Here is a 25,968-nt window from a genome sequence, read left to right as displayed (position 1 = left end):
GCTGCAGCGCAACAGAAAATCCGAATCTTGAAATATTTTTACGCGAAACGCCGCGCGGGTCTTGAGCCCCGCGGGCGGGGGGCGCATATGGGCCCGAGCGAACGGCCCGCCGATCGTCGGCGTAAGGCCCGCTTTTTGGTTCGGGATGCTGCACCCTATGCCTAGTCAATCGGAATCGGACGCTTCCTCCGCCTCCGTCCCCGCTGTTCCCAGGAAAATCCAGACCGCTTATCTTACCGCCCTGCGCGGCAGCGCCCTTCCCGGCGAGGGCGACGACATGAACGAAGCGGCGCTTGCCGACGCGAGCCGGTTCATAGCCGCCGCGGCGCTCGACCGTACGCCGGGGAACCCCGTCCTCGCGCTCGAACCCATGGCTGCGGACGGCACAGACCGGCGGATGCGCCTTGCTATCGTCAATGACGACATGCCATTCCTCGTCGATTCGACCTCGCAGGTTGCCGCGGCGCAGGGGCTGGTCGTGCACCGCATCCTGCACCCGGTCGTTTCGGCGACCCGTGATGCGAAGGGTTCCCTGACCGATGCAGGCGCGCCCGAGCCGGGCACGCAGAACCGCGAATCGGTCATCTATATGGAGCTGGAGCGCGGCGACGCTCGGGCGCGCCGCCGCCTGCTTGACGCGATAGAGGCCGCGCTTGCCGACGTGCGCGCTGCGGTTTCCGACTGGAAGGCGATGCGCGCAGCCATGCTCGCCGACGCTGCGATGCGTACCGAGGGCGAAGGCGCCGAGCTGCTGCGCTGGTTCGAAGGCGGCGCAATGACGCAGCTCGGACACGAATGGCGCAGCCGCGACGGCTCGGCACATGAGCCACTCGGCATTTGCGCCTCGAGCCATAGTCAGCTGCTCTCTACCGAAGCCCTCGCGGCTGCTTTTGCGTGGTTCGACGCTGGCGGGTCGAGCCCGCTGCTCATCAAGTCGAACCGGCTCTCGGCGGTGCACCGCCGTGTCCTTCTCGACCTTATTATCATTCCCGAGATCAAGGACCAGAAGGCCGAGCGGCTGTCGATCCACGCCGGGCTGTGGACCAGCCAGGCGCTTTCGACGCCGCCTGCGAAAGTCCCGGTGCTGCGCGCGCAGCTGTCGGCGCTGATGACGAAATTCGGCTTCGATCCCGCAGGCCACGCGGGCAAGGCGCTCGCACACGCCCTGACCGCGCTGCCCCACGACCTGCTGATTGCCTTTGACGCCGCTTCGCTCGAAAGACTTGCGCTCACCTCCATGTCGATTACCGACCGGCCCCGGCCGAAGCTGGTCATGGTGCGCAGCGCGCTCGGCCGGCATCTCTTCGTCTTTGTCTGGCTGCCGCGCGACGAGGTATCGACCGGCCGCCGGCTGGCGATCGAGGGCATGCTGGCACGCGAAGCCCGGGCCGGGGTCATCGGCTGGACGATGGTGCTCGAAGACGGCGGCGCCGCGCTTCTCCGTTATACGCTCGACCTTCGCAGCGGGGGCGTTATTCCCGACGAAGAAGCGCTGGCCACGACGCTCGAGCAGATGGTGCGCGGGTGGCAGCCCGAAGTCGAGGCCGCACTGGCAAGGCGCGGCGACGCGGGCCGCGCTGCGGCGCTCGCGGCGCGCTTTGCGCCGCTGTTCCCGCCCAACTATCGCAATCTTTATGATCCTGAAGAGGCCGCGCGCGATATATTGCGGCTGCGCGACCTCGATGCTGGGCATCCGCGCGGGGTGCGCCTTGCACTGAAGAGTCTCGACGGCGACGACCGCCTGCGCCTCAAGGCCTACAGTCTCGCAGGGGCGCTTGCGCTCTCCGACGTCGTTCCCGCTCTTGAGCATTTCGGCTTCGAGGTGCTTGAGGAAATTCCGACCGCGCTGAGCTATGGCCGGCCGTCCGCCGACGGCGAGGAGCAGCCCGCCTTCATCCACGATTTCACCTTGCGGGTGCCGGCCGCGGTCGACGAGGCAACACTTCTGCCGCATGCTGAGGTGATCGAGGGCGCCATTGCGGCGGTACTCGAAGGGTCGGCGGAGGACGATGCTTTCAACGAACTGATGCTGGTGACGCAGACCGATCCGCAGGCGATCGTCTGGCTGCGCGCGTGGTTTCGCTATCTGCGTCAGGGCGGGTCGAGCTACGGCATGGACACGGTCGTGGCCGCGCTGCGTCACGCGCCTGCGCTGACCCGGGCAATGATCGATCGGTTTCGCGCGCTGCACGACCCGGCGGCACACGACCCGAAGCGGGCTGCAGAGCTCGACGCCGAGATCCAGGCGGGCTTTGCAGGCATCAAGTCGATCGACGATGACCGGATCTTGCGCCGGTTCAATGCGGTGATCGGTGCGACGCTGCGCACCAATGCCTTTGCGCCTGCCGGTGACGAGGCGCTGGCGTTCAAGATCGACAGCAGCAAGGTCCCGGGTCTGCCCAAGCCGCTGCCGTGGCGCGAGGTGTGGGTCTATTCGCCGCGCGTCGAGGGTGTTCACCTTCGCGCCGGCCCCGTCGCGCGAGGCGGGCTGCGCTGGTCCGACCGGCGCGACGACTTCCGCACCGAGATCCTCGGGTTGATGAAGGCGCAGCGCGTCAAGAATGCCGTGATCGTGCCGACCGGCGCGAAGGGCGGCTTCTACCCCAAGACGCTCCCAAATCCGGCGATCGACCGCGACGCCTGGTTTGCGGAAGGGACCGAATGCTACCGCATTTTCATTCGCTCCTTGCTTTCGATCACCGACAATATCGTCGCGGGGAACGTCGTTCATCCTCAGGACGTGGTCATCCACGACGGCGAGGATCCCTATTTCGTCGTCGCGGCCGACAAGGGTACCGCGACCTTCTCGGATGTGGCGAACGGCCTCGCGATGGAGCGCGACTTCTGGCTGGGCGATGCCTTTGCGAGCGGTGGATCGAAGGGCTATGATCACAAGGCGATGGGCATCACCGCCAAGGGTGCGTGGGTTTCGGTACAGCGCCATTTCGCCGAAATGGGCGTCGACGTGCAGACCGACACGATCCGCGTTGCCGGCTGCGGAGACATGTCGGGCGACGTGTTTGGAAATGGCATGCTGCTTTCCAAGGCGATCCAGCTCGTGGCGGCGTTCGATCATCGGCACATTTTCTTCGATCCGCATCCCGACCCGGCGAAGAGCTGGAAGGAGCGGGAGCGGCTATTCAACCTGCCGCGATCGAGCTGGGACGATTATGACAAGAAGCTGATCTCCAAAGGCGGCGGCGTGTTCCCGCGCACCCAGAAGAGCATTCCGCTCAGCGCCGAGATAAAGGCGATGCTGGACCTTAATGTTGACGAGATCGATCCCGCCGGGCTGATCTCCGCGATCCTTAAGGCGCCGGTCGACCTATTGTGGTTTGGCGGGATTGGCACCTATCTGAAGGCTGCGAGCCAGAACAATGCCGAGGTCGGCGATCCCGCGAACGACGCGCTGCGCGTCGATGCCGAGGATCTGCGGGTCCGGGTGGTTGGCGAAGGTGCAAACCTCGGCGTCACGCAAGCCGCGCGCATCGCCTTTTCGCAGCGCGGCGGCAGAATTAACACCGACTTTATCGACAATAGTGCGGGCGTCGATTGCTCGGACAATGAAGTCAACATCAAGATCGCGCTCAATCGCGAGATGATCGAAGGGCGGCTGAACCAGGACGATCGCGACGCGCTGCTCGTTCGCATGACCGATGATGTCGCGAGGCTGGTGCTCGAGGACAATCGCCTGCAGGCGCTCGCGCTGTCGATCGCCGAGAAGGGCGGCGCGGGCGCGGTGCCCTCACTGGTGCGGCTGATGGAGACGTTCGAGAGCAGCGGCCGGCTCGACCGCAAAGTCGAGGGGCTCGCCGCCAACGATGAACTGCTGCGCCGCGCGCAGGAAGGGCGCGGCTTGGCGCGACCCGAACTCGCGGTGCTGTTGTCGACCGCGAAGCTTGCGCTGCAGGACGCAATCGAGGCGAGCAGCCTGCCCGACGATGCGATGCTGGACGGCGATCTCGCCGCGGCCTTTCCCGCCGAGATGCAGCGCGACTATGCCGAGGCAATCGCCGGGCATCAGCTGCGCCGCGAAATCATTGCGACCAAGCTTGCCAACCGCATCATCAACCGCATGGGCGTCGTCCATCCCTTTGAGCTGGTTGAGGAAGAGGGCTGTTCACTCGCCGACGTCGCGGCGGCGTTCGTGACGGTCGAAAAACTGCTCGATATGCGCGAGATCTGGCAGGCGCTCGACATAGCGAAGATCGACGAGGCGATCCGCCTGTCGCTGTTCGCCCAAGCGGCCTCGGCGATGGCATCGCAGATTGCCGATCTGCTGCGCGTCGCGCCGACGGGAGCGCAGCCGGGCGCGCTCGTGGCGCGGCTCGAACCCGGTGTCGACCGACTTACCGCGCGCGTGGACGGCCTGCTCAGCGAATCGGTACGGCGCCAATGGGATATGCTGAGCCAGCAGCTGCTCGAGGCCGGTGCGCCCGAAGGGCTCGCGGCTGCGGTCGTGCGTCTGTTCAAGCTCGACGGTGCGATCGGCATTGTCGATCTTGCTGAGCGGCGCGGCGATGACGAAGTCGCGGTGACTTATGCCTTCACCCATCTAGGCGAGGCCTTGGGGCTCGACTGGGCGCAGACGCTTGCGGCGCACATGAGCCCGACCGACCCGTGGGAGCGGCTCCTGGTCAACAGCCTGGCGCGCGATTTTCAGCAAATGCGGCTGAGCTTCCTCGCCGGGCTGAAGGGCGACGATCTCGACGGTGCGGTGACCCGATGGCTCGCCGAACAGGCGCCGCGTGTCGCTCAGTTCCGCGCGACCGTCGATCGCGCCCGGACCATTCCGACCCCCAATGGTGCGATGCTCTCGCACCTTGCGGGGCAGGCTCGCGGGCTTCTGGGGCGGTAGCAAGGGCGGCAGGACGATGCCCTACCAGCCGCGCGTCGCGCTCCTCGTTCCGGCGCCCGATTATGTCGAGCGTTGGCAGCCCGCCTTCGCGCGGAAGGCGGCGGCGCTGGCGGCAGCCGGACTCGCGGTCGAACAGCGGGCATGGACTGATCCCGGTGATCTTGCCGGTTTCGACCTGATCATGCCGCTCTTCGCCTGGGGCTATCAGCGCGAGCCGGCGCGCTGGTACGCGTTGCTCGACCGGCTGGAGGCCGGGGCGCTGCCCGTCGTCAATCCGGCGCCGGTATTGCGCTGGAACAGCGACAAGGCCTATCTCGCCGAACTCGGTGCAGGAGGCGTCGCTGTCGTGCCGACGATCGAGGTTTCAGCACTCGACGAGGCGAGCTTCGCCGATGCGCGCGCGAGGTTAGGGGCCGAAGAATTGGTGATCAAGCCTGCGATCTCGGGCGGGGCCGACGGTACCCACCGCATCACGCGCGGCGCCCCGCTTCCTGCCGATGCCCTCGGCCAGCGCCGTCTCGTCCAGCCGTTGATGCCTGGCATCTTGACCGAAGGCGAAGTCTCGCTCTTCTTCTTCGCCGGCCGGTATAGCCACGCCATCATCAAACACCCCCAAGCGGGCGACTTTCGCGTCCAGGAGCAGTTCGGTGGGCGCGAGACGGCGTGGGAGGCCAATGCCGAAGCCTTGGCGCTCGCCGCCGCTGCACTCGCCGCCGCCCCCGCACCGCCCGTCTACGCCCGCGTCGACATGGTCGGCGACGCCGCGGGGCGGCTGCACGTCATGGAACTTGAACTGATCGAGCCTTCGCTCTTCCTCCACTTCGCGCGCGACAGCGGCGCGGCATTCGGGCGGGCCATCTACGCCGCGCTCTCATGGACCGCGGGAAGGTAGCTCGTCAGTGCTCGCCGCGATCGTGCCACAACCACTGCCGGATCGCAGAGGTGAGGTTCGGCAGATTGCCCGCTTCCATCCGTTCGACGTCAATCCGTGCAACGAGGGCGTTGATCGGAAGGTTCAGCCGCGCCGCCGCGGCCTCGAGCGCGTCCCAGAAGACGGGTTCAAGGCTGATCGAGGTCGGGTGGCCCGCAATCGTCACCGAGCGTTTGACGGGCGGGCGAAGAGGGAAATGAGCCATGTCCGCCATCTAGCTCTACGTATCGGGCGAAGTCGAGATGACCTCGCACCGCGCTCAATACATATGCTGGCCGCCATTGATCGACATGGTCGATCCGGTGACGAAACCGGCATCCTCGCTGCACAGGAAGGAGACGCCGCGTGCAATCTCATGGGCCTGGCCGAGACGGCCGACCGGGATCTTCGCGACGATCTTTTCGAGCACCGGCGCGGGGACTGCGGCGACCATGTCGGTGTCAATGTAACCGGGCGCGATTGCGTTCACGGTGACGCCCTTTTTCGCGCCTTCCTGCGCCAGCGCCTTGGTAAAGCCGTGAATGCCCGACTTGGCAGCGGCATAGTTGACCTGGCCATATTGTCCCGCCTGTCCATTGATTGACCCGATGTTGACGATGCGGCCCCAGCCGCGGTCGACCATTCCGGGAAAGCACGCTTTCGCCATGTTGAAGCAACCGCCAAGGTTGATCCGCATGACATCGCTCCAGTCCTCGAAGGTCATCCGCGCGATCGTACCGTCGCGGGTGATGCCGGCATTGTTGACGACGATGTCGATCGGGCCGACTTCTTCGGCGACGCGCGCGCAGCCGTCGCGGCACGCCTGATGGTCGCCCACGTCCCATTTATAGGTCCGAATGCCGGTGCGTTCAGTGAAAGCCTTCGCCTTTTCGTCGTTCCCGGCGTAGTTGGCGACCACAGTGATGCCATCGGCCTGAAGCCTTAGTGAGATTGCTTCTCCGATGCCGCGGCTGCCGCCGGTGACGATTGCGATACGTGCCATGTCTGCTGCTCCCACATGAGTGCTTCGCGCATGGTTAGGGTGCGCGGCAGGGCCTCGCAAGTTGACTGTTACGTCAATCGCAAAGCTATTCTGCGCGCCGCTGCGCGTCAGCGCATCTGCTGCACGCGAAGCCGCGAGAAATCGCCGGCAGCTAGGTCGGCCTTGCGGATGATCAGAGCGATGCTTGGGGCATCGCCGGCATGGCGGCTCATCAGTCCGCTGGCCGGCAGCTCGATCAGCACTGCGTCGCGCTCTTCGTCGAAATCAGGCAGGTAGCGCGATGGGATATGCCCCATGATCGCCGCCTCCTTTTCGCCAAGCGCCCGCCAGAGCGGCTCGAACCAGGCACGCGCGGGCCCCGATAGCCGGTCCGGGTCGACGCACCATGCATGTTTTGCATGGTCGAACAGCAGCGCGCGATAATCCTCAACCCACGTTGGCGCGCCGGGATGGTGGCGGGTGAGGGGCAATTCGAGCGCTTCGACGCGATCCTCGCCGGTTTCCAGATCGGGTTCGCAGACGACATGGACCCAGCGGATGGCGTGGAGCGCCACCATCACCGCGCTCGCATCGTTCGCGGAAAAGGCATGCTGCTTTGCGCTCTCGCGGATAATAGCGATGATCTCGGCAGCGCGTGCAGCGGCTTCGCGATTGGTCTCGGCAGCGTTGGTAAGGGCGAGTGCCAGTTCGTCGCTCGCGTCGGCGGGAATATCTGCTTCGGCGGCGAGCTGCGCTGCGTGCCGCTCGAGAAGTGTGGCCATCGCCACCATGGCGTCCCAGTCGAAGGGATGAAATGCCGGGTCGGCAATGTCGAAGTCCTGACCCGCGAGCGGGTCGTCTGGGCCTGCTTCGTCGTTCGCGGCCTTGTCCGCTGGGACGAGGTCGACCGGCCACTCGGGAAAGGCGCGCACCGCGAGCGCTGCGAGATTGCCGAGGCGCAGCGCCCCATAGGGAGAGAACCACGCCTCGCCGGGGGCGGCCGGCGGCTCGCGCGGCGGACCCGCCTCGGGCAGATGCACTACGGTCACAGCGCTGGCATCGGGATGGCCGAAGATGGCAAGCCAGCCTTCGCGGGGGCCGAGTCCGTCCCAAAGGCCTGTGGGCAGATCAGCGCAGGCGATCTGCGCGAGGAAGTCGGCGCGCATACCCTCGATGCGTGGCCATTCCGCCGTCTCGGGAAGCCTCGGTCGCCCGCCGATCCAGCTTCGGGTGTGGATCGCGTCACGCGGCGGGATGCGCGGAATCAACCGGACCCCGCCGCCCCCGCGCAGCCCGGCCGCTTGACGCACGGCCGCCGCCGCCATGGCTTCGAGGCTCGCGTCCAGCGATGACGCGGAGGGCTGTGCCTCGACGGGCGTCGGAGCTACGACGGGCGCGGGGGTTTCGCTTGCGGCGTGGGCAGGCCCGCTGACGTAATCGTACGCCGGTTTGGCGCTGATCCGCGCGAGGCGCGACGGCGCAATTTCGACGGGCGGCTCAGGATCGCGAGCTTTGCGGGCCAGATTGGGGAGCCCGGGCCCCCTAAACGGGAAAGCTCTTGGCGCGCGGGAGACGGGTTCGGCGCGCGGCCGACGCAGCCGCCAGACCGCGAAAACGGCGAGCAGGAACAAAACCGTGGCGCCGGCGAGCATCATCGCTGCGGATTGAACCTGGCTCATGGGGCAATCTCCCGAACTCATGCCCGGTGACTACCGGGATCGCGCAGAGGCCAGTCTAGGCAAAGGAGCTAAACAGGAGGTAAGCGCGACGGCTCAGATCCACCCCGCGAGCTCGCGCCGGACCATCGTTTCGATGAGCTTCATTCCCGGGGTATCGGCGTTGAGACAGGGAAGATAGGCGAAGTCGCGCCCGCCGGCCTCGGCAAATTGCGCCTTGCCGCGGATCGCCAGCTCCTCGAGCGTTTCAAGACAGTCGGCGGCAAAGCCCGGGGCGAAGACTGCGACGCTCTTCCCCGCGGCGCCAAGCTCGGCGAGCACCGCGTCGGTCGCGGGTTCGAGCCATTTCGCGCGGCCGAAGCGCGACTGGAAGGCGACCTCGACGGGTCGCCCCAGCGCGCTGGACAGGTGGCGGGCTGTGTCGCAGCACTGTTCGTAATAAGGATCGCCGAGCTCGCGCGTCCGCTCGGGCGTGCCGTGAAAGCTCGCGAGCAGCACATCGGGCCGGAAATCAAGCGCGGCGAGAGCCGCTTCGGCCGACGTCCTGAGGGCCGCTATATAAGCCGGATCATCGGGATAGGGGGGCAGGAAGCGCAGTGCGGGCTGACGGCGCAGCGACTTCAGATGATTGCCCACCGCATCGACCACCGTTGCGGTGGTCGCGCCGCTATATTGGGGGTAGAGCGGTGCAACGAGAATACGCTCGCAACCATCGGCAATCAGCCGGTCGATCGTGGGGCCGATCGCGGGGTTGCCGTAACGCATCGCATGGGCAACACGCACGCTGCTTCCCAGCGCCGATTGGAGCGCGACTGCCTGCGCCTGCGTAATCGCGGCGAGCGGTGACCCCGCTTCGGTCCAGACCTGCCGATAGGCATGCGCTGATTTTCGGGGCCGCGTCCGCAGGATGATCCCGCGCAGGATCGGCTGCCAGATCAGGGGCGGGATTTCGACGACGCGGCGGTCGGACAGAAACTCGGCGAGATAGCGGCGCACGGCTTCCGGCTCGGGCGCGTCGGGCGTGCCGAGGTTGACGAGAAGAGCGCCGATGGAAGGAGATGCGGTCATGTGGAGTGCGCCGCCAGAGGAAGCCGGCGAATGCGGCGGCCGGTCGCGGCAAACAGTGCGTTGGCTACTGCGGGGGCGACGACCGGAACGCCGATTTCACCCAGCCCGCCGGGCTCGCGATCGCTGTCGAGAAATTCGACCAGGATCTGCGGGGTCTGCGATAGTCTGGGGAGGCCGAGCTGGTGCAGCTTGCGCGCGGTAGCGACGCCGCCTTCATAATCGGTCGTCGCGCCTACTGCGGCGGCGAGACCGAAGATCAGTCCGCCCTCGACCTGCTGGCGCGCGATCGCCGGATTGACGAGGCGCCCAGCCTCGACAACCGCGACGAGTTGTTCAACCTGAATACCCTTGTCGCTCTGGCGCGCGGTCGCGAGCAGCGCGATATAGCTGCCCCGCATCGCATGGCAGGCGAGCCCCTGCGCGCTCCCGGGGATCCCGCCTTCCCAGCCGCCGAGCGTCGCTGCGGTGAGCAGGCACCGTGCAAGGAGGGGCGCGTCGCCGAGCATCGCCATGCGATAGGACAGGGCATCCGATCCGGCGCGCGTCGCCATCTCGTCGACGAAGCATTCGGTGAAGAAAGCGGTGTAGCTGTCAGCGTTGCCCCGCCAGCGCGCGGTCGGCAGACCGGTATCGGCCGGGCAGTGGTCAACGGCGAAATGTGGGATCGCATAAGCCGGTTGAGCGCCCTCGACCGCGGCGGCGTCGGGCGATCCCGCCGCCGCGCGCTGAGCGACATCATGGGGGATATTGTCGAACAGTCTTGCGCGAACCTCGTGATTTGTGGAAGGCACTGCAATGCGGCTGACGAGCGCGTCGATACCCCCCGCGGCGTTCAGCGTTGCGACCATTTTCGCCCTCGCTGGGGCCCGCGGAGGCACGCGCATGATCTCCTCGGCGCGCGACCAGGCGAGTTGCACCGGGCGCTTCACCTGCCGAGCAATGACCGCTGCCTGCACGGCGACGCTATGATCGAGACAGGCGTCGAACGAGCCACCCGCCATCATCGGGAAAAGCGTGACCGCGCCGGGTTCAAGGCCGGTTGCGGCGGCGATGGCATCGCGGCACTGCGCAGGCGCCTGCGTCGCGACCCAGACGCGCAGCCCGTCGCCGTCGATAGCGGCAGTCGCGGTGCGCGTTTCAATACCCGCATGGAGCGCGGGAGCAACCAGATACTCGGCGGAAATCTTCGTGCGGCCTTCCATCGCCCCGGCGACATCGCCCTTCTTTGCGATACGATAGCCATCGGCGCGCAGTGCGGCCTTGAGCGCGCTGTTGATACCCTTGCTCGACACCGAAGTGCCCTTCGTCTCGAACACCGGCGCAAAGCGGTCGAGCGCGCGGTTCGCTGCCCACCAGTTGCGCGCGACGGCCGCGATCCAGCGCTCATGCTCGACGACGGAGAGCACGCCTGGCGAGGCGAGGCCCGCCTTGCGGTTGATGCTTTGGAGCCGCGTTGCGCCGACCGGCCCTTGACGTATTGCGGCATAGACCATGTCGGGCAGGCGAATGTCGCCCGCAAAATTCGCCGATCCGTCAACCTTCGCGGGCAGGTCGAGCCGTGTCAGTTCCTTGCCGTAAAGCGGGTCGGCGCTTGACGCGCGATAGACGGGGGTTGCGGGCGGTTCCAGCTTCGCCGCACCCGCCGCGAGCTCGCCAAAGCGCAGCCGCTTCTGTCCCAGGATCACGAAACCATCCTGCGCATCGCAATCTTCCCATTTCGCGTCCCAGCGGCGCGCGGCCTCCATCATGAGCAGCGCGCGCGCCTGCGCCGCGGCGTCCCGGCATGGTCCCTCGAACATCCGCACCGATGAGGAATTGGCCGTCAGCATCACGGCGTGGCGCACCGCCCACTCGCGCCGTGCCCAGCTGCGCACGTCCTGCACGAAATCGGGGACGCCGGTCCGCGGCATGAAGACGCTGCTATCCTCGTCGACCACCAGAGTGTTCGCATAGAGAGGGCTGATCGGCGCGGTTTCGACCGCGATCGTCCGCCAGTCGGCGCCGAGTTCGTCGGCCATGATCTGCGGCAGCAGCGTGGTGACGCCCTGGCCCATCTCGCATTGGGAGACGATCGCGCTGATATGGCCGTCGTCCCCGATCTTCAGGAAGGCGTTGAAGATATGTTCGTCGGGGGCGGCCGTCAGGTTGGGGCGGTAATCGCGCGGCCAAACCGACCAGGCGAGCGCAAGCCCGCCCGCAGCGGTTGCGCCAACGAGAAGCGTCCGGCGCGCGACGAGCGGCGCTCGCGTCGATTTGCTCCCCACTGTATCGCGAATGCCGCTCATGCCCGCTGCTGATAGTCGGGGCGATGAAGCGAGGCAAAGCCTATATTGGCCGTCGATGCTGCGAAGCATGGCAGCTTTCGGCGCGGCGCGGCTCCGGAACCCGTCGCTGCCGTCGGGACGACGAGCTTGCCTAGCGCAGCAAGCCGAGCCGCGGGATTTCCACCTTCGGGCAACGGTCCATCACGACGATCAGACCGGCGTCGGCGGCGCGCTTTGCCGCGGCCTCGTCGATCACGCCGATCTGCAGCCATACGGCCTTCGCGCCGTGGACAATCGCGTCGTCGACCGCGCGGCCGGCCTCGGCGCTGTTGCGAAAGATATCGACGATCTCGGCGGGCGGTTCGACATTGGCGAGGCTCGCGACGACCGGCGCGCCGTGGATCGCCCGTCCGGCGTGGCCGGGGTTGACCGCGATGACATCATGCCCCTGGCGGACGAGAAAGGCGAGAACCTCGTTCGAGGGGCGGGCGGGGTTGGGCGAGGCGCCCACCACCGCGATGCGGCGCGGCTGGCCGAGCAGCGCGCGGATCTCGTCTTCGTCGTTGATCGCCATTCAGCCTGCCTTTCGCGCGCCGAGCCAGTCGGCGACTCTCGCCGCCACGGCGTGGAACGGCTCGCCGGCGGGATCGGTTCCCGCCGCAGGGGGCACGCCGCCGTCGCTGGCAAGGCGGATGCCCATCATCAGCGGCACGCGGCCGAGGAAATCGAGCCCCATCGCGGTCGCCGCCGCCTCGGCGCCGCCATGGCCGAACGGATCGCTGGTTCCACCGCAATGCGGGCAGACATAGCCGGCCATATTCTCGACGAGGCCAATGATCGGCACGTCGGCCTGCTCGAACAGGCTGATCGCGCGGGTGGCGTCGATAAGCGCCAGATCCTGCGGGGTCGACACGATCACCGCTCCTGTCGGCTTGTGGCGCTGTATCATCGTGAGCTGAACATCGCCGGTGCCGGGCGGCAGGTCGACGACAAGCGTGTCGATGTCTCCCCAGCTCGCATCGATGAGCTGTTCGAGGGCCTTGCCCGCCATCGGGCCGCGCCAAGCGATCGCCTGACCCGGCGCGGCGATCTGTCCCGTTGATAGCATGGGAACGCCGTAGGCGTTGGGAACAGGAACAAGCTTAGACCCGCGCGCCTCGGGCTTTACGCTCTCGCTGTCGAGCAGCTTGGGGAGGGAGGGGCCATAAATATCGGCGTCGACCAGCCCGACCTTCACCCCGCGACGCTGGAGCGCGATAGCGAGATTGGCGGCGAGGGTCGACTTGCCGACCCCGCCCTTGCCGCTGCCGACCGCGATCACCGTCAGCGCCTTTTTCTCGGCCGTCATCGCGACGCGAACCTCGGCCACGCCTGCCTCGGCGAGGAGCCCGGCGCGCAGCTGATCCTCAAGCGGTCGGCGTGCCTCAGGGGCGAGCCCGGTGACGTCGAGCACGACAGCCAGCGTCCCGGCCTCATCGAGCCGGCGCAGGCCGGAGGCGCGGCCCTCACTGAGTTCGGCGGCGGTAGCGGTCAGGCGCGCGAGGTCGGGAGCTTCGTCGGTCATGCTCCGGCGAAATAGGCATGCTGTGCGCGATTGCCAGCCATTTTCGCGCGAACCCCCTGTTAATCGCGTCCGCCGCCCCTATAAATGCAGCATGAGCAACGACAATGACGGCATGATGGGGCGCCGCGCTCCAGGGGGTTGGCGGCGAATTTTCGATTCGATCAGCCTGATGGCGAACAGCCCGTGGAGCAATGGGCCCAAGGATGGCGACGATGGGAAGGGCGGCGGCCGGAAGCCCGGCCCGCGCAACCCATGGGTGACGCCTGATCCCGCCGATGCCGGGCGCGGGCGCCGCCCGCGTGGGCCCTCTGCGCTTGACGAGCTGCTGCGAAAGGGGCGCGGCAGCTTTGGCGGTGGAGGATCGGGCGGCGGCGACGGCTTTGACTTGGCGGGGTCGGCGCGACGATGGAAATGGGCAATTTTTGCGCTTGTCGCCGTCATGCTCTTCTTTTCCACTATCCATGTCGTTCCACCCGAAAAGGAAGGGGTCGTCACCCGCCTCGGCAGCTATTCGCGAACCGTCGGCCCGGGCGTCAAACTCACGCTCCCGCCGCCGTTCGAGCGCATCCGGCTTGAGGACGTGCGCGCGATCCGGACGATGGCGGTCGGTTCGCCCAATGCGACCGATGAAAATTTCGTGCTGACCCGCGATCAGAGCATTGTCGACCTTGCCTATGAGGTGCGCTGGTCGATCCGCGATCCGGAGCTTTTCATCTTCCAGCTCGCCGATCCGGAGGGAACGATACGGGAGGTTGCAGAAAGTTCGATGCGCGCGACGGTGGCCAATTTCGACCTTGTGCAGGCGATCGGCCCTGGCCGCGTCGAGATCGAAGCGCAGGTGCAGCAGCGCATGCAGGACCTGCTCGATCAGTATCGCGCCGGCGTGTCGATCCAGGGCATTGCGATCCGCCAGGCCGATCCGCCAAAGCAGGTCGACGAGGCATTCAAGGAAGTCACCGCGGCGCGCCAGGAACGCGAATCCGCGATCAATCTCGCGCGTGCCTATGAGCAGCAGGTGCTCGAACGGGCGCGCGGTGACACGGCGGCGTTCGACAAAATCTATGAGCAATATCAGCTGGCGCCAGCGGTAACGCGGCGACGCATCTATTACGAGACGATGGAGGCGGTGCTGTCGAAGGCCGATAAGACAATCGTCGAGCCGCGCGGGGTGACCCCCTATCTGGCGCTTCCCGAAGTGCAGCGGCGTGCTGATTCGGCCCTGAAGGGAGGCCAGTAATGCTCGACAATTTTCTCCGCCGGCCTCTGCGGCTGCTCATTGGGCTGCTCGCACTGCTCGTGCTCGTCTCGATGACGGTGTCGATCGTCCCCGAGGACAAGCAGGCGCTCATCCTGCGCTTTGGCGAGATCCGCGCAACGGTGAACAAATATAAGAAGGGCGAGGATTTCGGCCACTCGGGCGCGGGACTTGTGCTCCGCATGCCCTTCTTCGACAATATCCAGGTCATCGACAAGCGCATCCTCGGCATCAACATGGAGCGCCAGCAGGTGCTCTCGACCGACCAGCAGCGGCTGCAGGTCGACGCCTTTGCGCGCTTCCGCATTACTGATCCGGTGCGCATGTATACCGCGATCCGCACCGAGGACCGGTTGCAGCAGCAACTCGCGACGATCCTCGGCTCCTCGCTACGCAATGAGCTCGGCAAACGCACATTTGCGACGCTTCTGTCGCCGGAGCGCGGCGCGGTGATGGACAATATCCAGATCGCGCTGAACCGCGAGGCGCGCAAATATGGGGCGGAGATCATCGACGTGCGGATCAAGCGCGCCGATCTTCCGGAAGGCGCCACGCTCGATGCGGCATACAACCGCATGCGTACCGCGCGCCAACAGGAGGCAACAGCGATCCGCGCCGAAGGGCAGAAGGAAGCGCAGATCATCCGCGGTAACGCCGATGGCGAGGCGGCGCGCATCTATGCCGCGAGCTATGGCAAGGATCCCGAATTTTATGATTTCTACCGTTCCATGATTAGCTATCGTCAGACCTTCCTTGGCGACGACAGCAGCGGCGCGACCTCAATCATCCTGTCACCTGACAATGAGTATCTGAAGCAGTTCCACGGAGATTGACAGCTGCGCGGGCGGATATGAACGGCACGTGCAAGCGCTGTTCATGTTCAAACACCGTTCAGCCGTTCCGAGGCAGACAGCCCCGCCGGGAATGCTGGGACCCAGAAACGAAGAGGAAATGCAAACGTGCGTTATGTATATGGCATCACTTCGGCGCTGCTCGTGGGCGGGACGGCGCTGGCGCTTGTCACCCAGTCGCCGGTCGGGGCGCAGGTAGCGCAAAATGAAAAGAGCGAGATCGCCAAGGCTGTGCCGCGCTCGGGCGCACCTGAAAGCTTTGCTGACCTCGTCGAACAGCTCCAGCCCGCGGTGGTCAATATCTCGACCAAGCAGGAGGTCACGCTCGGCGTGCGGCTCAATCCCTTCGCGGGGACACGGGAGCCGATCACCCAGGAACAGCAGGGCGGCGGATCGGGGTTTCTGATTTCGTCCGATGGCTACATCGTTACCAACAACCATGTGGTCACTGGCGGCCCGCGCGGCGAGCAGGTGAACGAGGTCACCGTGACGATGACCAACCAGAAAGAATATCGTGCAAAGATCGTGGGCCGTGACGCGACGTCGGATCTTGCGCTCTTGAAGATCGACGCGACGGGCCTGCCCTTCGTACGCTTTGGCGAGAGCAGCAAGGCGCGCGTGGGTGACTGGGTTGTCGCGATCGGCAACCCGCTTGGCCTCGGCTCGACCGTCACCGCGGGGATCATTTCAGCAGTGCAGCGCAATATCGGAAGCGGCGGCCCCTATGATCGCTATATTCAGACCGATACTGCGATCAACCGCGGCAACTCGGGCGGCCCGCTGTTCGACTTGCAGGGCAATGTCGTCGGCATCAACAATATGCTGATCTCGCCCGTTGGCGCAAACATCGGCGTCAATTTCGCAATCCCCGCCGACGCCGCAGCGCCGGTGATCGCCGCACTCAAGGCGGGCGAAAAGCCGCAGCGTGGTTATCTCGGCATCGGTATCGCACCGGTGGGAGAAGATTTCGCCGCTGCGCTTGGTCTGCCCAAGGATCGCGGTGAGATCATCCAGCGCATCGAAGACGGCGGGCCCGCAGCGAAGGCCGGACTGAAGCGTGGCGACGTGGTGACGAAGGTCGATGGCAGGGACGTCACGCCGCAGCAGACGCTGTCCTATTTGATCGCCAATGTGAAACCTGGCGCGCGCATTCCGCTCGAGATCATTCGCGACGGGAAAGCGATGACGGTCAACGCTGTGGTCGGCACCCGCCCGCCCGAGGAGGAGTTGACCGGCAGCAATTTCGACCCCGAAGAAGAGCAGACGATGCCGGACGATCCGAAGGGGAGTGCCGATCAGGCGATCCAGGATGGGCTCGGCATGGCGGTCCAGCCGCTGACCCCCGCGATCGCTGGCAGCATCGGGGTTGAGCGCAGCACCAAGGGCCTCGTCATCGCAGCTGTTGGTAGCAGCAGCGATGCCGGCCGTAAGGGCCTGCGCCGCGGTGACGTGATCCTCAGCGCGAACCGCGTGCCCGTAACGACGAGCGAGGCGCTGGCGAAGACGATCGCTGATGCGAAAAAAGCCGGTCGGACGGCGGTTCTGCTCGAAATTCTGCGCCGCGGCCAGCCACCGGCCTTTATCCCAGTCCGCATCGACGGGAAATAGGCCGTCCGCAAATGACCTTCAAACAGGGCGCCCGGTCCTCGGTCCCGGCGCCCATTTTCTTTGCGCGCGCCGAAGGATGTTCCTATAATGTTCGCATAACCACGAATCGGGAGAGAGATGATGATCGGTTATGTGACGCTGGGAACGAACGACCTTGCCAGGGCGGCGGTCTTCTATGACGCGATTACGACGGAACTGGGGGTGCCGCGGATGATGGAATATGAAGGCTTCATCGCCTGGGGCCAGGAAGGCGGCGGCGCCGGGATCGGCCTCACCAAACCCTGGGATGGCAACGCCGCGAGCGTCGGCAACGGCGTGATGGTCGCGCTTGAGGCGAAGGACGAAGCACAGGTCCAGCGCCTCTACGACATCGCTTTGGCCCACGGCGGCACCGATGAAGGTGCGCCAGGTCCGCGCGGCGAAGGCTTTTACGCAGGCTATTTCCGCGACCCCGACGGAAACAAGCTTAACGCCTTCGTCATGGGATGAGCGAGCGGGGTGGGCGTTTGCGGTGCGAAGTGATTGTTACACTTCCGTCGCCCCGCTCGGGTCACCCAGCCTGATCCAGGTTCCGCTTTCAACGGTGCCGCTGCGGTTCCCGCTCCTCCCTGAGCTGGCACAGCCGGCGGCGAGAAAGATCAAGGGATAGGCAAAGCGTCGCAGGATGCGAGGTATAGCCTCTACGTCAACCTCTGCTATCGGTCGCTTCGCGACGCTCGTCATCGCCGGGCTCGTCCCGCGGTGACGACGCGCGAGGATCGCGGATACTCCCCCAACTGGTCGATATCGCTGCCCCTACGCCGCTTCGAACCGGAGCGGCAGCCGCTTCAGCCCGCCCACGAACACCGATTCGACTCGGGCAGGCTCACCGGCCAGTTCGACCGACTTCAGCCTCGGTAGCAATTCCTCCATCAAGATCTGCATCTCCATCCGGGCGAGGTGCTGGCCCAGGCATACATGCGCGCCGAAGCCGAAGGCGATCTGCTGGTTCTTTTCGCGGTCGGGGTCGAAGGTGAAAGGGTCGGCGAACACCGCCTCGTCGCGGTTTGCCGAGACATAATTCAGCATCAGCCAGTCGCCTTCGCGGATCGTCTGTCCCCCGATCTCGACATCCTCCTTCGCGCTGCGCATGAAATGCTGCACCGGGGTCGACCAGCGGATGGCCTCTTCGATCAGCCCCGCCTTGTCGCTCGCCGCGTCGCGGAAGCGCGCGAACAGCGCCGGGTCTTTGGCCAGCTCCATCATCGCCCCCGCGGTCGAGGCGCTCGTCGTGTCGTGCCCCGCGGTCGCGACGATCATATAATAGCCGGCAAGCTCGCGGTCGGGGATCTGCCCGCCGTCGATCGTCGCATTGGCGATCACGGTCGCAATGTCCGCGCGCGGGCTCGCACGGCGGTCGGCGGTCAGTTCGCGGAAGTAATTTTCGAAATCGGCGATCACATAATGGAGCATCGCGATCACCTGTTCGGCGCTCCTGACCGCCTCACGCCCGCGATTGAGCTCGGGGTCGGTCGACCCGAAGAGCTGCTGCGTCAACATCAGCATCCGCGGCTCGTCCTCGGCTGGCACCCCCAGAATGTCCATGATCACACGTAGCGGATAATGCGCTGCGACATCGCGCGCGAAATCGCATGTGTCGCCGAGCGAGAGCATATGATCGACGGTCTCGCGCGCAATCTCGCGGATCCGGTCTTCCACGATCCGCAGATTCTTGGGCATGAACCAGCCTTGGGTCAGAAGACGGTATTTCATGTGGTCGGGTGCGTCCATCTGAACAAGCGAGCGGATGAGGTGCCCGTCACCCCCGGGTGTCGCGGCGCGCGCGAGCGCTTCGCCGTCGCGGTCGGTCAGCACCGTGGGGCGGATGCCGTTCGCGAAGCGCTGCGGGTCGCGGCTAATCGCCATGATGTCGGCGTGCCGCGTGACCAGCCAGAAGGGATCATGGGTCGGGTTTTCCGCGACCGCCAAGGGTGCGTTGGCGCGCGCCCAGACCAATTGTTCTTGAAGCGGCTCCCACGCGGCATAGGCGGTGGGGTCGATGACCGCGGCGGCAACCTCTCCAGGCAATATAGGTTTTGTCATGAAACGAAACTGCCGCAAGACTGACCGTCTGTCGAGCAGGATTGGACGCCCGTCGAATTGGGGCCGTGACGCCCCGGCGCGCAGAGCGTAGGTCCCTGCAACATTATTGCTCTAGTCTGGAATAACGGGGAAGCTGCGATGAATTCTGCCACGCGCCACCTGCTGCTCGTGACCTTGTCGTCGCTGAGCCTCGCCGCCGCCGCTCCGACGCTCGCCGAGGAGGCGTTTATGGCAGCCCATGCGAACGCCGCCGCACCGCTCGCCAAAAGCGTACCGAGCCAGCTCCCGCGGATTGCGCGCCCCTCGCATTATGACATTGCAATCACGCCCGATGCGAAGGCGCTCACCTTTACCGGACGCGTCGCGATCGACCTTGAACTATTCGAACGCTCGAGCAGCATCACGATGAACGCGCTTGACCTCCGCTTTTCCAGTGCGAGCCTTTCCAAGGCCGACGGGTCGGGTAAGGTGCCGCTCGCCGCGACGCTCGATGCCGCGGCGCAGACAGTCACCTTCACGGCACCTGCCGCGCTCGTGCCCGGGAAATACACGCTGACGGCCGACTATAGCGGGGTTATCAACACGCAAGCGAACGGCCTTTTTGCGCTGGACTATCCCGACAAGGCGACCGGGGAGCCGCGCCGCGGTCTTTTCACGCAGTTCGAGGCGCCAGACGCGCGGCGCTTTGCGCCAAGCTTCGATGAGCCGAGCTACAAGGCGACCTTCACCTTGAGCGCGACGGTTCCCGCGGACCAGCTCGCGGTCAGCAACATGCCGGTCGAACGGGAATTCGCGGCCGCAAACGGCCTTAAGACCGTGCGTTTCGGCGCCTCGCCCAGAATGTCCTCCTACCTTCTTTTTTTCGGCGTCGGCGATTTCGAGCGCTTGGCGATGAAGAGCGAAAGCGGCGCCGAAGTCGGCATCGTGTCGCCGAAGGGTTCGGGCGAGCAGGCGCGCTTCGCGCTCGACAGCCTCGCGCCCTTGCTTGGCTATTATACCGATTATTTCGGCCAGCCCTATCCGCTTCCCAAGCTCGACAATATTGCGGGCCCGGGCCAGTCGCAGTTCTTCGGCGCAATGGAGAATTGGGGCGCGATCTTCACCTTCGAGCGCATCCTCCTCGACGACCCTGCGATCACCAGCGAGGCCACCCGGCAGGCAATCTACGGCGTTCAGGCGCATGAGGTCGCGCACCAGTGGTTCGGCGACCTGGTGACGATGGCATGGTGGGATGATCTCTGGCTCAACGAGGGCTTTGCGAGCTGGATGGCGACCAAGGTCACCGACCATTTCCATCCCGAATGGCAGCCGCTTCTTACCCGCGTGCATGGGCGCGAGAGCGCGATGAGCCTCGACGCTTATCGCACCACCCACCCGATCCTGCAGACGATCCGTACGGTCGAGGACACGAATCAGGCCTTCGACGCGATCACCTACAAGAAGGGCGAGGCGGTCATCTCGATGCTTGAGGCCTATGCGGGTGAGGACGTGTGGCGCAGCGGATTGCGCGGTTACATGGCCGCTCACAAATATGGCAACAGCCGCACCGACGATCTTTGGAACGCCATCGAAGCCGCGGGCGCCAAGGGGCTGACTGCGATCGCGCACGACTTCACCGGCCAGCCGGGCATTCCGCTCATCCGCATGACGGGCAGCCAGTGCAAGGCCGGCGCCAATCTTATCAGCGTGACGCAGGGCGAATTTTCGCGGGATCGCCGCGCCAGCATCGACGGCGAGGGGCGCCGCTGGCAGGTGCCGATGCTCGTGCGGACTATCGGCGGCGATGAACAGCGCGTCGTCGTTCGCGACGGCAAGGCTTCGGTCAAAGTCGATCATTGCGGGCCCACCATCCTCAATGGCGGCCAACTCGGCTACTTCCGCACCCTCTACACGCCGCAAGCTCTTGCCGCCCTACGCAGCGATTTCGCGAAGATCCAGCCGATCGACCAGCTCGGTCTCCTTAGCGACAATTTCGCCCTCTCGATCGCCGGCTATCAGCCGATGGACGCCGCGCTCGGTCTGCTTGCCGCGACGCCCGCCGATGCCAATCCCTATGTGCTGATGGAGGCGGCCAGCCGCTATGCGCAGCTCTACAGAGTCTTCGAAGGCGATGCCGCCACGCAGGCGGCGATCGCGGCGCGCGGCGCGGCGGCGCTGCGTCCGGCGCTGAACCGCCTCGGCTTTGATCCGAAGGACAGTGAACCCGCGCTCGACGCGGTGCTTCGCGCCGACGTGATTCGCGCGCTCGGCATGATGGGCGACCCCGCCGTGCTCGGCGAAGCCCGCCGTCGCTTCGCGCGTCTCGACAGCGACCCCAGAGCGCTCGACGGTCCCGCGAAGGGACTGTGGCTCGATATCGTTGCGACCAATGCAGGCGCCGCCGGCTGGGACAAGCTTCGTCGCCTTGCGCAGGCAAGCAAGTCGGCTGTTGAGCGCAGCACGCTCTATACGCTGCTCGGCGCCGCGAAGGACGATGCGCTCGCGCAGCGGGCGCTCGACCTCGCGCTGACCGCTGAACCCGGCCAGACGACAAGCGCGGCGATCATCGGCCGCGTCGCGGGCTATCATGCCGACGCCGCTGTCGCCTTCGTCGAGGCGCACCAGACCGAGGTGGACAGGCTGATCGACGCCTCCGCCCGTGTCCGCTTCCTTGCTAGCCTCGCGATGAACTCGGACGATCCCGCGATGATCGCAGCGCTCGAAGCGAAAGCAGCTGCTTTGCCCGCCGACGTGCGCAAGCCCTATGAGCGCACGATTGCGGTGCTCAGGGAGCATGCCGAGAGCAACCCCCGCATAAGGGCCGAAAGCAAGGTCTGGCTCGCGGGAGAATAGCGGCGCGCCGCGGCTCAGGCGGGCGCGGCAGCGCGGCCGCCTGGCATCGCGCTCTCCCATTCGGCAAGCGCGCGGCGGATCATGGCTTTCAGGATTTCTCCCTGCCGCAGCCATGCCGCGGCGTGGGCGCCTGTCCATGTGCGTCCCGCGGCGCGGCCGAGTTCGTCGATCGTGAGATCGATGAAGGCGTCATATTCGTCGGCAAGAAGCGCGCCGTAATTTCGGTGCGTCACGACAAGCTCGGCGACGAGAGGCCAGACCCAGCCTTCGTCGGTCGCGAGCCCAAAGAGGATCTGCAGCGTCTCGTCGGTCATGCGCCGTGACGCTGCGTCAAGGTTCAGAAAGGCAGAATGCCGGTTGGGGTAGGCGGACAGAAAGCGCTCGAACAGCGCGTGGCGTATGTCGATTCCGGCGTTGGCGACGGCCGCGAGGGTCGTCTCGATCAGCGCGGCATCGGGCCGCTCCGTCACTTGAACAGGCTGCCCAATATTCCGCGCATCAGCTGACCGCCAAACTTGCCCGCCACCTGACGCCCGATGCTCGTTGCGGCCGAGCGTGCCGCCGACTGGATCATTTTCTCCGCTATGCTCGGCCTCGCGGCTTCGCGCGCGGCCGCCTTTTCAAGGCGCAGCCGTTCCTTCTCCTCGGCCGCCTTGCGCCTTGCCTCTTCTTTCGCTGCGATCGCGGCCTGCTTATCCGCTTCGACCTTGGCTTTCGCCTCGGCGGCGGCCGCCTGCGCCTGCTCGGCCTTTGCGGCGAGCAATTCTTCGGCGCTCTCGCGGTCGACCGGCGTGTCATATTTGTCAGCTACCGGCGAAATCGACTTTATGATTGCGCGTTCCTTTGCGTCGAGAGGGCCTGCGCGCGAACAGGGTGCCTTGATCAGCGTACGCTCGACGGGTGAGGGTGCGCCGTCCGCCATCAGCAGGGATACCAGCGCTTCGCCGACCTTGAGCTCGGTGATCTCGCGCGCGACTTCGACCTTGGGGTTGGGGCGGAAGGTTTCGGCCGCCGCCTTCACTGCTTTCTGGTCGCGGGGCGTGAAGGCGCGCAGTGCGTGCTGGACGCGGTTGCCGAGCTGGCCCGCGACGTCCTCGGGAATATCGATCGGGTTCTGCGTCACGAAATAGACGCCGACGCCTTTCGAGCGGATCAGGCGCACGACCTGCTCGATCTTGTCGGTCAGTGCCGGCGGTGCATCGTCAAAAAGAAGATGCGCCTCGTCAAAGAAGAACACGAGCTTGGGCTTGTCGGGATCGCCAACCTCGGGAAGCGTCTCGAACATTTCGGAGAGCAGCCAGAGCAAGAAGGTCGCATAAAGTTTCGGGCTCGCCATCAGCTTGTCCGCCGCGAGCACGTTCACATAGCCGCGCCCCTGATCGTCGCAGCGGATCATGTCCATGATGTCGAGCGCGGGCTCGCCAAAGAAATGGTCACCGCCCTGACTTTCGAGGCTGAGGAGCTGGCGCTGAATAGTGCCGACCGTCGCCTTCGACACATTGCCATATTTGGTCGTCAGCTCATCGGCATTTTCGGCGCACCAAGCGAGCATCGCCTGGAGGTCTCCCATGTCTAGGAGCAGCATATTCTGCTCGTCCGCGACCCGGAAGGCGATCGCAAGCACGCCTTCCTGCACGTCGTTGAGGCCCATCAACCGCGCGAGCAGCAGCGGCCCCATTTCGGATACGGTGGTGCGAACCGGATGCCCCTGTTCGCCGAACAGGTCCCAGAAGATTACGGGATTGTCATGGTACGCCCAATCGGCGTCCCCAATCTCGGCTGCGCGCTTGGCAAAGGCGTCGTGTGTCTTCGCGGTCGGGCTGCCCGCCATCGCGATGCCCGACAGGTCGCCCTTCACGTCCGCGACGAACACGGGCACGCCGGCCGCCGAAAGGCCCTCGGCAAGCCCCTGCAAGGTCACTGTTTTGCCGGTGCCGGTTGCGCCCGCGATCAGCCCGTGGCGGTTGGCCCGCTTCAGCACCAACGACTGGCGCGGACCGTCCGCGGCGCCACCGCCGCCGAGACCGAGATAGATTTCAGCCGCTTCGCTGCCTTCACTCACTGTCCATTCCTCCAAACCGGGCTTTTTTTTTAAGGTCTAGAGCGGAGCGCGGCGCCGGGCAATCGGCAAAGCCGCGACGGCGAGATCCTACGGCCCTCCCCGTCGCGCAGCGATGGGGAGGTGACAGCTGCGCAGGGACGGAGGAGCAGCGAGTGCGAAGCGCTCGCTCCGCTCGTTCGCCCCTCCACCATCGTTCGGATGGTCCCCCTCCCCATGGCTTCGCCGCAGGGAGGATCCAACCTCATGCCCCCTTTATCCCCATTCGCTCCGGCTCTACGATTGCCTCGATGCGGCGGGATTCGACGATCCGGTGGGTAAGCGCGGTGGCGGCCGCATTGATGCTGTCGGCGTGCGCCGGTGGCAATTTCCGGCCGGTCAGCGACACGTCGGTGCTTATCGGCAAGCCCTATTCGGTCCGCGGGGTCACCTATGTGCCCGCGGCGGCGCCTGCCTATGATGCGGTCGGCTATGCGAGCTGGTACGGCAACGAATCAGGAAATCGCACCGCGAGCGGCGAGAGATTCCATGCCGGCTGGATCACCGCCGCGCACACCACGCTGCCGCTGCCGACCTATGTCGAGGTAACCGCGCTCGATACCGGGCGACGGATCATCGTGCGGATCAATGACCGCGGGCCGTTCGCGCGCGGGCGGATCATCGACCTGTCGCGCGGGGCGGCGGAGGAACTTGGCATCAGGGCGCAGGGCCACTCGCTGGTACGCGTGCGGCGGGTCGTGCCTTCGGAGCAGGACCGCAAAAGGCTGCGCAGCGGCAAGCCCGCGGCGTCGCTTCCCCGCGTGCCCGAACGCGAATTGCAGCAGATTCGTTTGCGGTTCTCAGCGCAAAGCCGCTAAGCGCGGCCGGACCGCTTCTAGACTTTCTCGTTCGGAAAGAAGCGCGCGACGACCTCGCTCGCGAGGCGGGCGGGGCGGAGCGTCTTGGCATCGATGCAGCACCAGCTCGACTTGACCTCAGCCAACACGTCCTCGCCACGCTTGATAACCGTGTCATAAAAGGCCCGCGCGCCCTGAACCTTTTCAAGGATCACCGTTGCGATCACGCGGTCGTCGAGGAAAGCGGGGCGCCGATAGGTGATCTCGTGCTTCAACGCGACCCATAGATGCTGCGCGACCGCCTCTGGTGGTGCGATCTTGCGCCAGTGGGCGAGCACCGCCTCCTGCACCCAGCTCAGATAATGGGCGTTGTTGACGTGCCCCATGAAGTCGATTTGATCGGGGGCTACGGTGATCTTGTGGTCGTGCGGTGTTGCGGCGGCGGTCATGACATTGACACTAGTGTCAACAGAATGTGACGGAAAGATGAAATTTCAGATTCTTTTCGGTGATCAAGCGGCAATATCGGATATCCCGAGCAAGACTAGGCTCCCCGGGGCGGGCGGACATGCTCGCCCCTAGCCTCGACCACGATAGGGTGCGACGCCCTGGTCGGGGAGCCAGAGACCGGCAGGCGGCGGGCCCGATTGCCAGAAGACGTCGATCGGAATGCCCCCGCGCGGATACCAATAGCCGCCGATGCGCAGCCATTGCGGCCGCATTTCGTCGAACAGGCGGCGACCGATTCCGACGGTGCAATCTTCATGAAAGCCGGCATGGTTGCGGAACGAGCCGAGAAAGAGCTTCAGAGACTTCGACTCGACGATCGTCTCACCGGGTGCATAGTCGACGACGAGATGCGCAAAATCGGGCTGGCCGGTCACCGGGCAGAGCGAGGTGAACTCAGGCGCGGCAAAGCGCACGAGATACAGCTCGCCGCGGCGCGGATTGGGCACATAGTCGAGCACAGCGGCCTCGGGTGAGGCAGGAAGTTCGCTCGATTGGCCGAGATGTTTGGGGGCGAGCGGGGGATGGCTGGAATCACTCATGGAAACCGTCTAGTGCGGCGCGCGGCCGCTGTCATCCGTCGATGGCTGGCTGGGTTCAGCGTCCGTTCACGGCG

The 25,968-nt window shown here is 65.6% G+C and carries 20 protein-coding genes; 8 read left to right on the top strand and 12 right to left on the bottom strand.

Going from position 1 to position 25,968, the window contains the following annotated elements:
* Positions 1 to 157: 157 nt before the first annotated feature.
* Positions 158 to 4,858: an NAD-glutamate dehydrogenase gene (locus tag B5X69_RS04885; RefSeq protein ID WP_079637571.1), complete on the top strand. Its 4,701-nt coding sequence runs from the start codon at positions 158 to 160 to the stop codon at positions 4,856 to 4,858.
* 16 nt (positions 4,859 to 4,874) lie between these two features.
* Positions 4,875 to 5,750 (top strand): ATP-grasp domain-containing protein, encoded by an 876-nt coding sequence (locus tag B5X69_RS04880; protein ID WP_079637615.1) that lies wholly within the window; start codon positions 4,875 to 4,877, stop codon positions 5,748 to 5,750.
* Positions 5,751 to 5,754: 4 nt separating this feature from the next.
* Here B5X69_RS04880 and B5X69_RS04875 read toward each other — a convergent pair whose 3' ends face one another.
* From B5X69_RS04875 to B5X69_RS04845, 7 genes are all read right to left on the bottom strand, one after another.
* On the bottom strand, positions 5,755 to 5,994 hold the full coding sequence (locus B5X69_RS04875) for a ribbon-helix-helix domain-containing protein (RefSeq protein WP_079637614.1): 240 nt from the start codon (positions 5,992 to 5,994) through the stop codon (positions 5,755 to 5,757).
* A 54-nt stretch (positions 5,995 to 6,048) separates the two neighbouring features.
* Entirely contained in the window at positions 6,049 to 6,771 is a 723-nt protein-coding gene (gene phbB / locus B5X69_RS04870) for an acetoacetyl-CoA reductase (protein WP_079637570.1), read from the bottom strand.
* Between the two features lie 107 nt (positions 6,772 to 6,878).
* On the bottom strand, positions 6,879 to 8,429 hold the full coding sequence (locus tag B5X69_RS04865; RefSeq protein WP_176141517.1) for a DUF1963 domain-containing protein: 1,551 nt from the start codon (positions 8,427 to 8,429) through the stop codon (positions 6,879 to 6,881).
* A 93-nt stretch (positions 8,430 to 8,522) separates the two neighbouring features.
* Entirely contained in the window at positions 8,523 to 9,494 is a 972-nt protein-coding gene (gene hemH / locus B5X69_RS04860) for a ferrochelatase (protein ID WP_079637568.1), read from the bottom strand.
* Complete coding sequence (locus tag B5X69_RS04855; RefSeq protein WP_079637567.1) at positions 9,491 to 11,779, bottom strand: xanthine dehydrogenase family protein molybdopterin-binding subunit; 2,289 nt, start codon at positions 11,777 to 11,779, stop codon at positions 9,491 to 9,493. Before B5X69_RS04855 ends, hemH begins: the two co-directional genes overlap by 4 nt.
* A 130-nt stretch (positions 11,780 to 11,909) precedes the next feature.
* Positions 11,910 to 12,332 carry a CoA-binding protein gene (locus B5X69_RS04850; RefSeq protein WP_079637566.1) on the bottom strand — a complete coding sequence of 141 codons (423 nt, stop codon included), beginning with the start codon at positions 12,330 to 12,332 and terminating at the stop codon, positions 11,910 to 11,912.
* Positions 12,333 to 13,322 (bottom strand): Mrp/NBP35 family ATP-binding protein, encoded by a 990-nt coding sequence (locus B5X69_RS04845; RefSeq protein ID WP_079637565.1) that lies wholly within the window; start codon positions 13,320 to 13,322, stop codon positions 12,333 to 12,335.
* 91 nt (positions 13,323 to 13,413) lie between these two features.
* Here B5X69_RS04845 and hflK point away from each other — a divergent pair, with 91 nt between their 5' ends.
* From hflK to B5X69_RS04825, 4 genes are all read left to right on the top strand, one after another.
* Entirely contained in the window at positions 13,414 to 14,559 is a 1,146-nt protein-coding gene (hflK, locus tag B5X69_RS04840; RefSeq protein WP_079637564.1) for a protease modulator HflK, read from the top strand.
* A complete protein-coding gene (gene hflC, locus B5X69_RS04835; protein WP_079637563.1) occupies positions 14,559 to 15,410 on the top strand; it encodes a protease modulator HflC in 852 nt (283 codons plus the stop codon). Before hflK ends, hflC begins: the two co-directional genes overlap by 1 nt.
* Before the next feature lie 126 nt (positions 15,411 to 15,536).
* Positions 15,537 to 17,036, top strand: a complete 1,500-nt coding sequence (locus tag B5X69_RS04830; RefSeq protein WP_079637562.1) for a trypsin-like peptidase domain-containing protein — start codon at positions 15,537 to 15,539, stop codon at positions 17,034 to 17,036.
* A 120-nt stretch (positions 17,037 to 17,156) separates the two neighbouring features.
* A complete protein-coding gene (locus B5X69_RS04825) occupies positions 17,157 to 17,525 on the top strand; it encodes a VOC family protein (RefSeq protein WP_079637613.1) in 369 nt (122 codons plus the stop codon).
* A 306-nt stretch (positions 17,526 to 17,831) separates the two neighbouring features.
* Here B5X69_RS04825 and B5X69_RS04820 read toward each other — a convergent pair whose 3' ends face one another.
* Positions 17,832 to 19,118 (bottom strand): cytochrome P450, encoded by a 1,287-nt coding sequence (locus B5X69_RS04820; RefSeq protein WP_079637561.1) that lies wholly within the window; start codon positions 19,116 to 19,118, stop codon positions 17,832 to 17,834.
* Between the two features lie 138 nt (positions 19,119 to 19,256).
* Between B5X69_RS04820 and B5X69_RS04815 the strand changes: the two genes are divergently transcribed.
* Positions 19,257 to 21,950 (top strand): M1 family metallopeptidase, encoded by a 2,694-nt coding sequence (locus B5X69_RS04815; protein ID WP_079637560.1) that lies wholly within the window; start codon positions 19,257 to 19,259, stop codon positions 21,948 to 21,950.
* 14 nt (positions 21,951 to 21,964) lie between these two features.
* On the opposite strand, the gene B5X69_RS04810 is transcribed toward B5X69_RS04815, so the two are convergent.
* A complete protein-coding gene (locus B5X69_RS04810) occupies positions 21,965 to 22,420 on the bottom strand; it encodes a globin family protein (RefSeq protein WP_079637559.1) in 456 nt (151 codons plus the stop codon).
* Positions 22,417 to 24,012 carry a helicase HerA-like domain-containing protein gene (locus B5X69_RS04805; RefSeq protein WP_079637558.1) on the bottom strand — a complete coding sequence of 532 codons (1,596 nt, stop codon included), beginning with the start codon at positions 24,010 to 24,012 and terminating at the stop codon, positions 22,417 to 22,419. Before B5X69_RS04805 ends, B5X69_RS04810 begins: the two co-directional genes overlap by 4 nt.
* A 287-nt stretch (positions 24,013 to 24,299) precedes the next feature.
* Between B5X69_RS04805 and B5X69_RS04800 the strand changes: the two genes are divergently transcribed.
* Positions 24,300 to 24,866 carry a septal ring lytic transglycosylase RlpA family protein gene (locus B5X69_RS04800; RefSeq protein WP_079637557.1) on the top strand — a complete coding sequence of 189 codons (567 nt, stop codon included), beginning with the start codon at positions 24,300 to 24,302 and terminating at the stop codon, positions 24,864 to 24,866.
* 17 nt (positions 24,867 to 24,883) lie between these two features.
* Here B5X69_RS04800 and B5X69_RS04795 read toward each other — a convergent pair whose 3' ends face one another.
* Together B5X69_RS04795 and queF are read right to left on the bottom strand one after the other, a co-directional pair.
* The gene (locus B5X69_RS04795; RefSeq protein ID WP_079637556.1) at positions 24,884 to 25,294 is read right to left on the bottom strand and encodes an acyl-CoA thioesterase; all 411 of its coding nucleotides are present in this window, start codon (positions 25,292 to 25,294) and stop codon (positions 24,884 to 24,886) included.
* A 129-nt stretch (positions 25,295 to 25,423) separates the two neighbouring features.
* On the bottom strand, positions 25,424 to 25,894 hold the full coding sequence (queF, locus tag B5X69_RS04790; protein WP_079637555.1) for a preQ(1) synthase: 471 nt from the start codon (positions 25,892 to 25,894) through the stop codon (positions 25,424 to 25,426).
* Positions 25,895 to 25,968: the final 74 nt, after the last annotated feature.

This window comes from Sphingopyxis flava (genome assembly GCF_900168005.1).
GTDB lineage: Bacteria > Pseudomonadota > Alphaproteobacteria > Sphingomonadales > Sphingomonadaceae > Sphingopyxis > Sphingopyxis flava.
The sequence above is the reverse complement of the archived record's forward strand: the minus strand, read 5'-3'. Positions and strand labels throughout refer to the sequence as shown.

Excerpts from the sequence above, each read along its gene's own strand:
- B5X69_RS04885 (WP_079637571.1), top strand. The coding sequence starts at position 158 with ATGCCTAGTCAATCGGAATCGGACGCTTCCTCCGCCTCCGTCCCCGCT.
- B5X69_RS04880 (WP_079637615.1), top strand. The coding sequence starts at position 4,875 with ATGCCCTACCAGCCGCGCGTCGCGCTCCTCGTTCCGGCGCCCGATTAT.
- B5X69_RS04875 (WP_079637614.1), bottom strand. The coding sequence starts at position 5,994 with ATGGCTCATTTCCCTCTTCGCCCGCCCGTCAAACGCTCGGTGACGATT.
- phbB (WP_079637570.1), bottom strand. The coding sequence starts at position 6,771 with ATGGCACGTATCGCAATCGTCACCGGCGGCAGCCGCGGCATCGGAGAA.
- B5X69_RS04865 (WP_176141517.1), bottom strand. The coding sequence starts at position 8,429 with ATGAGCCAGGTTCAATCCGCAGCGATGATGCTCGCCGGCGCCACGGTT.
- hemH (WP_079637568.1), bottom strand. The coding sequence starts at position 9,494 with ATGACCGCATCTCCTTCCATCGGCGCTCTTCTCGTCAACCTCGGCACG.
- B5X69_RS04855 (WP_079637567.1), bottom strand. The coding sequence starts at position 11,779 with ATGAGCGGCATTCGCGATACAGTGGGGAGCAAATCGACGCGAGCGCCG.
- B5X69_RS04850 (WP_079637566.1), bottom strand. The coding sequence starts at position 12,332 with ATGGCGATCAACGACGAAGACGAGATCCGCGCGCTGCTCGGCCAGCCG.
- B5X69_RS04845 (WP_079637565.1), bottom strand. The coding sequence starts at position 13,322 with ATGACCGACGAAGCTCCCGACCTCGCGCGCCTGACCGCTACCGCCGCC.
- hflK (WP_079637564.1), top strand. The coding sequence starts at position 13,414 with ATGAGCAACGACAATGACGGCATGATGGGGCGCCGCGCTCCAGGGGGT.
- hflC (WP_079637563.1), top strand. The coding sequence starts at position 14,559 with ATGCTCGACAATTTTCTCCGCCGGCCTCTGCGGCTGCTCATTGGGCTG.
- B5X69_RS04825 (WP_079637613.1), top strand. The coding sequence starts at position 17,157 with ATGATCGGTTATGTGACGCTGGGAACGAACGACCTTGCCAGGGCGGCG.
- B5X69_RS04820 (WP_079637561.1), bottom strand. The coding sequence starts at position 19,118 with ATGACAAAACCTATATTGCCTGGAGAGGTTGCCGCCGCGGTCATCGAC.
- B5X69_RS04815 (WP_079637560.1), top strand. The coding sequence starts at position 19,257 with ATGAATTCTGCCACGCGCCACCTGCTGCTCGTGACCTTGTCGTCGCTG.
- B5X69_RS04800 (WP_079637557.1), top strand. The coding sequence starts at position 24,300 with ATGCGGCGGGATTCGACGATCCGGTGGGTAAGCGCGGTGGCGGCCGCA.
- B5X69_RS04795 (WP_079637556.1), bottom strand. The coding sequence starts at position 25,294 with ATGACCGCCGCCGCAACACCGCACGACCACAAGATCACCGTAGCCCCC.
- queF (WP_079637555.1), bottom strand. The coding sequence starts at position 25,894 with ATGAGTGATTCCAGCCATCCCCCGCTCGCCCCCAAACATCTCGGCCAA.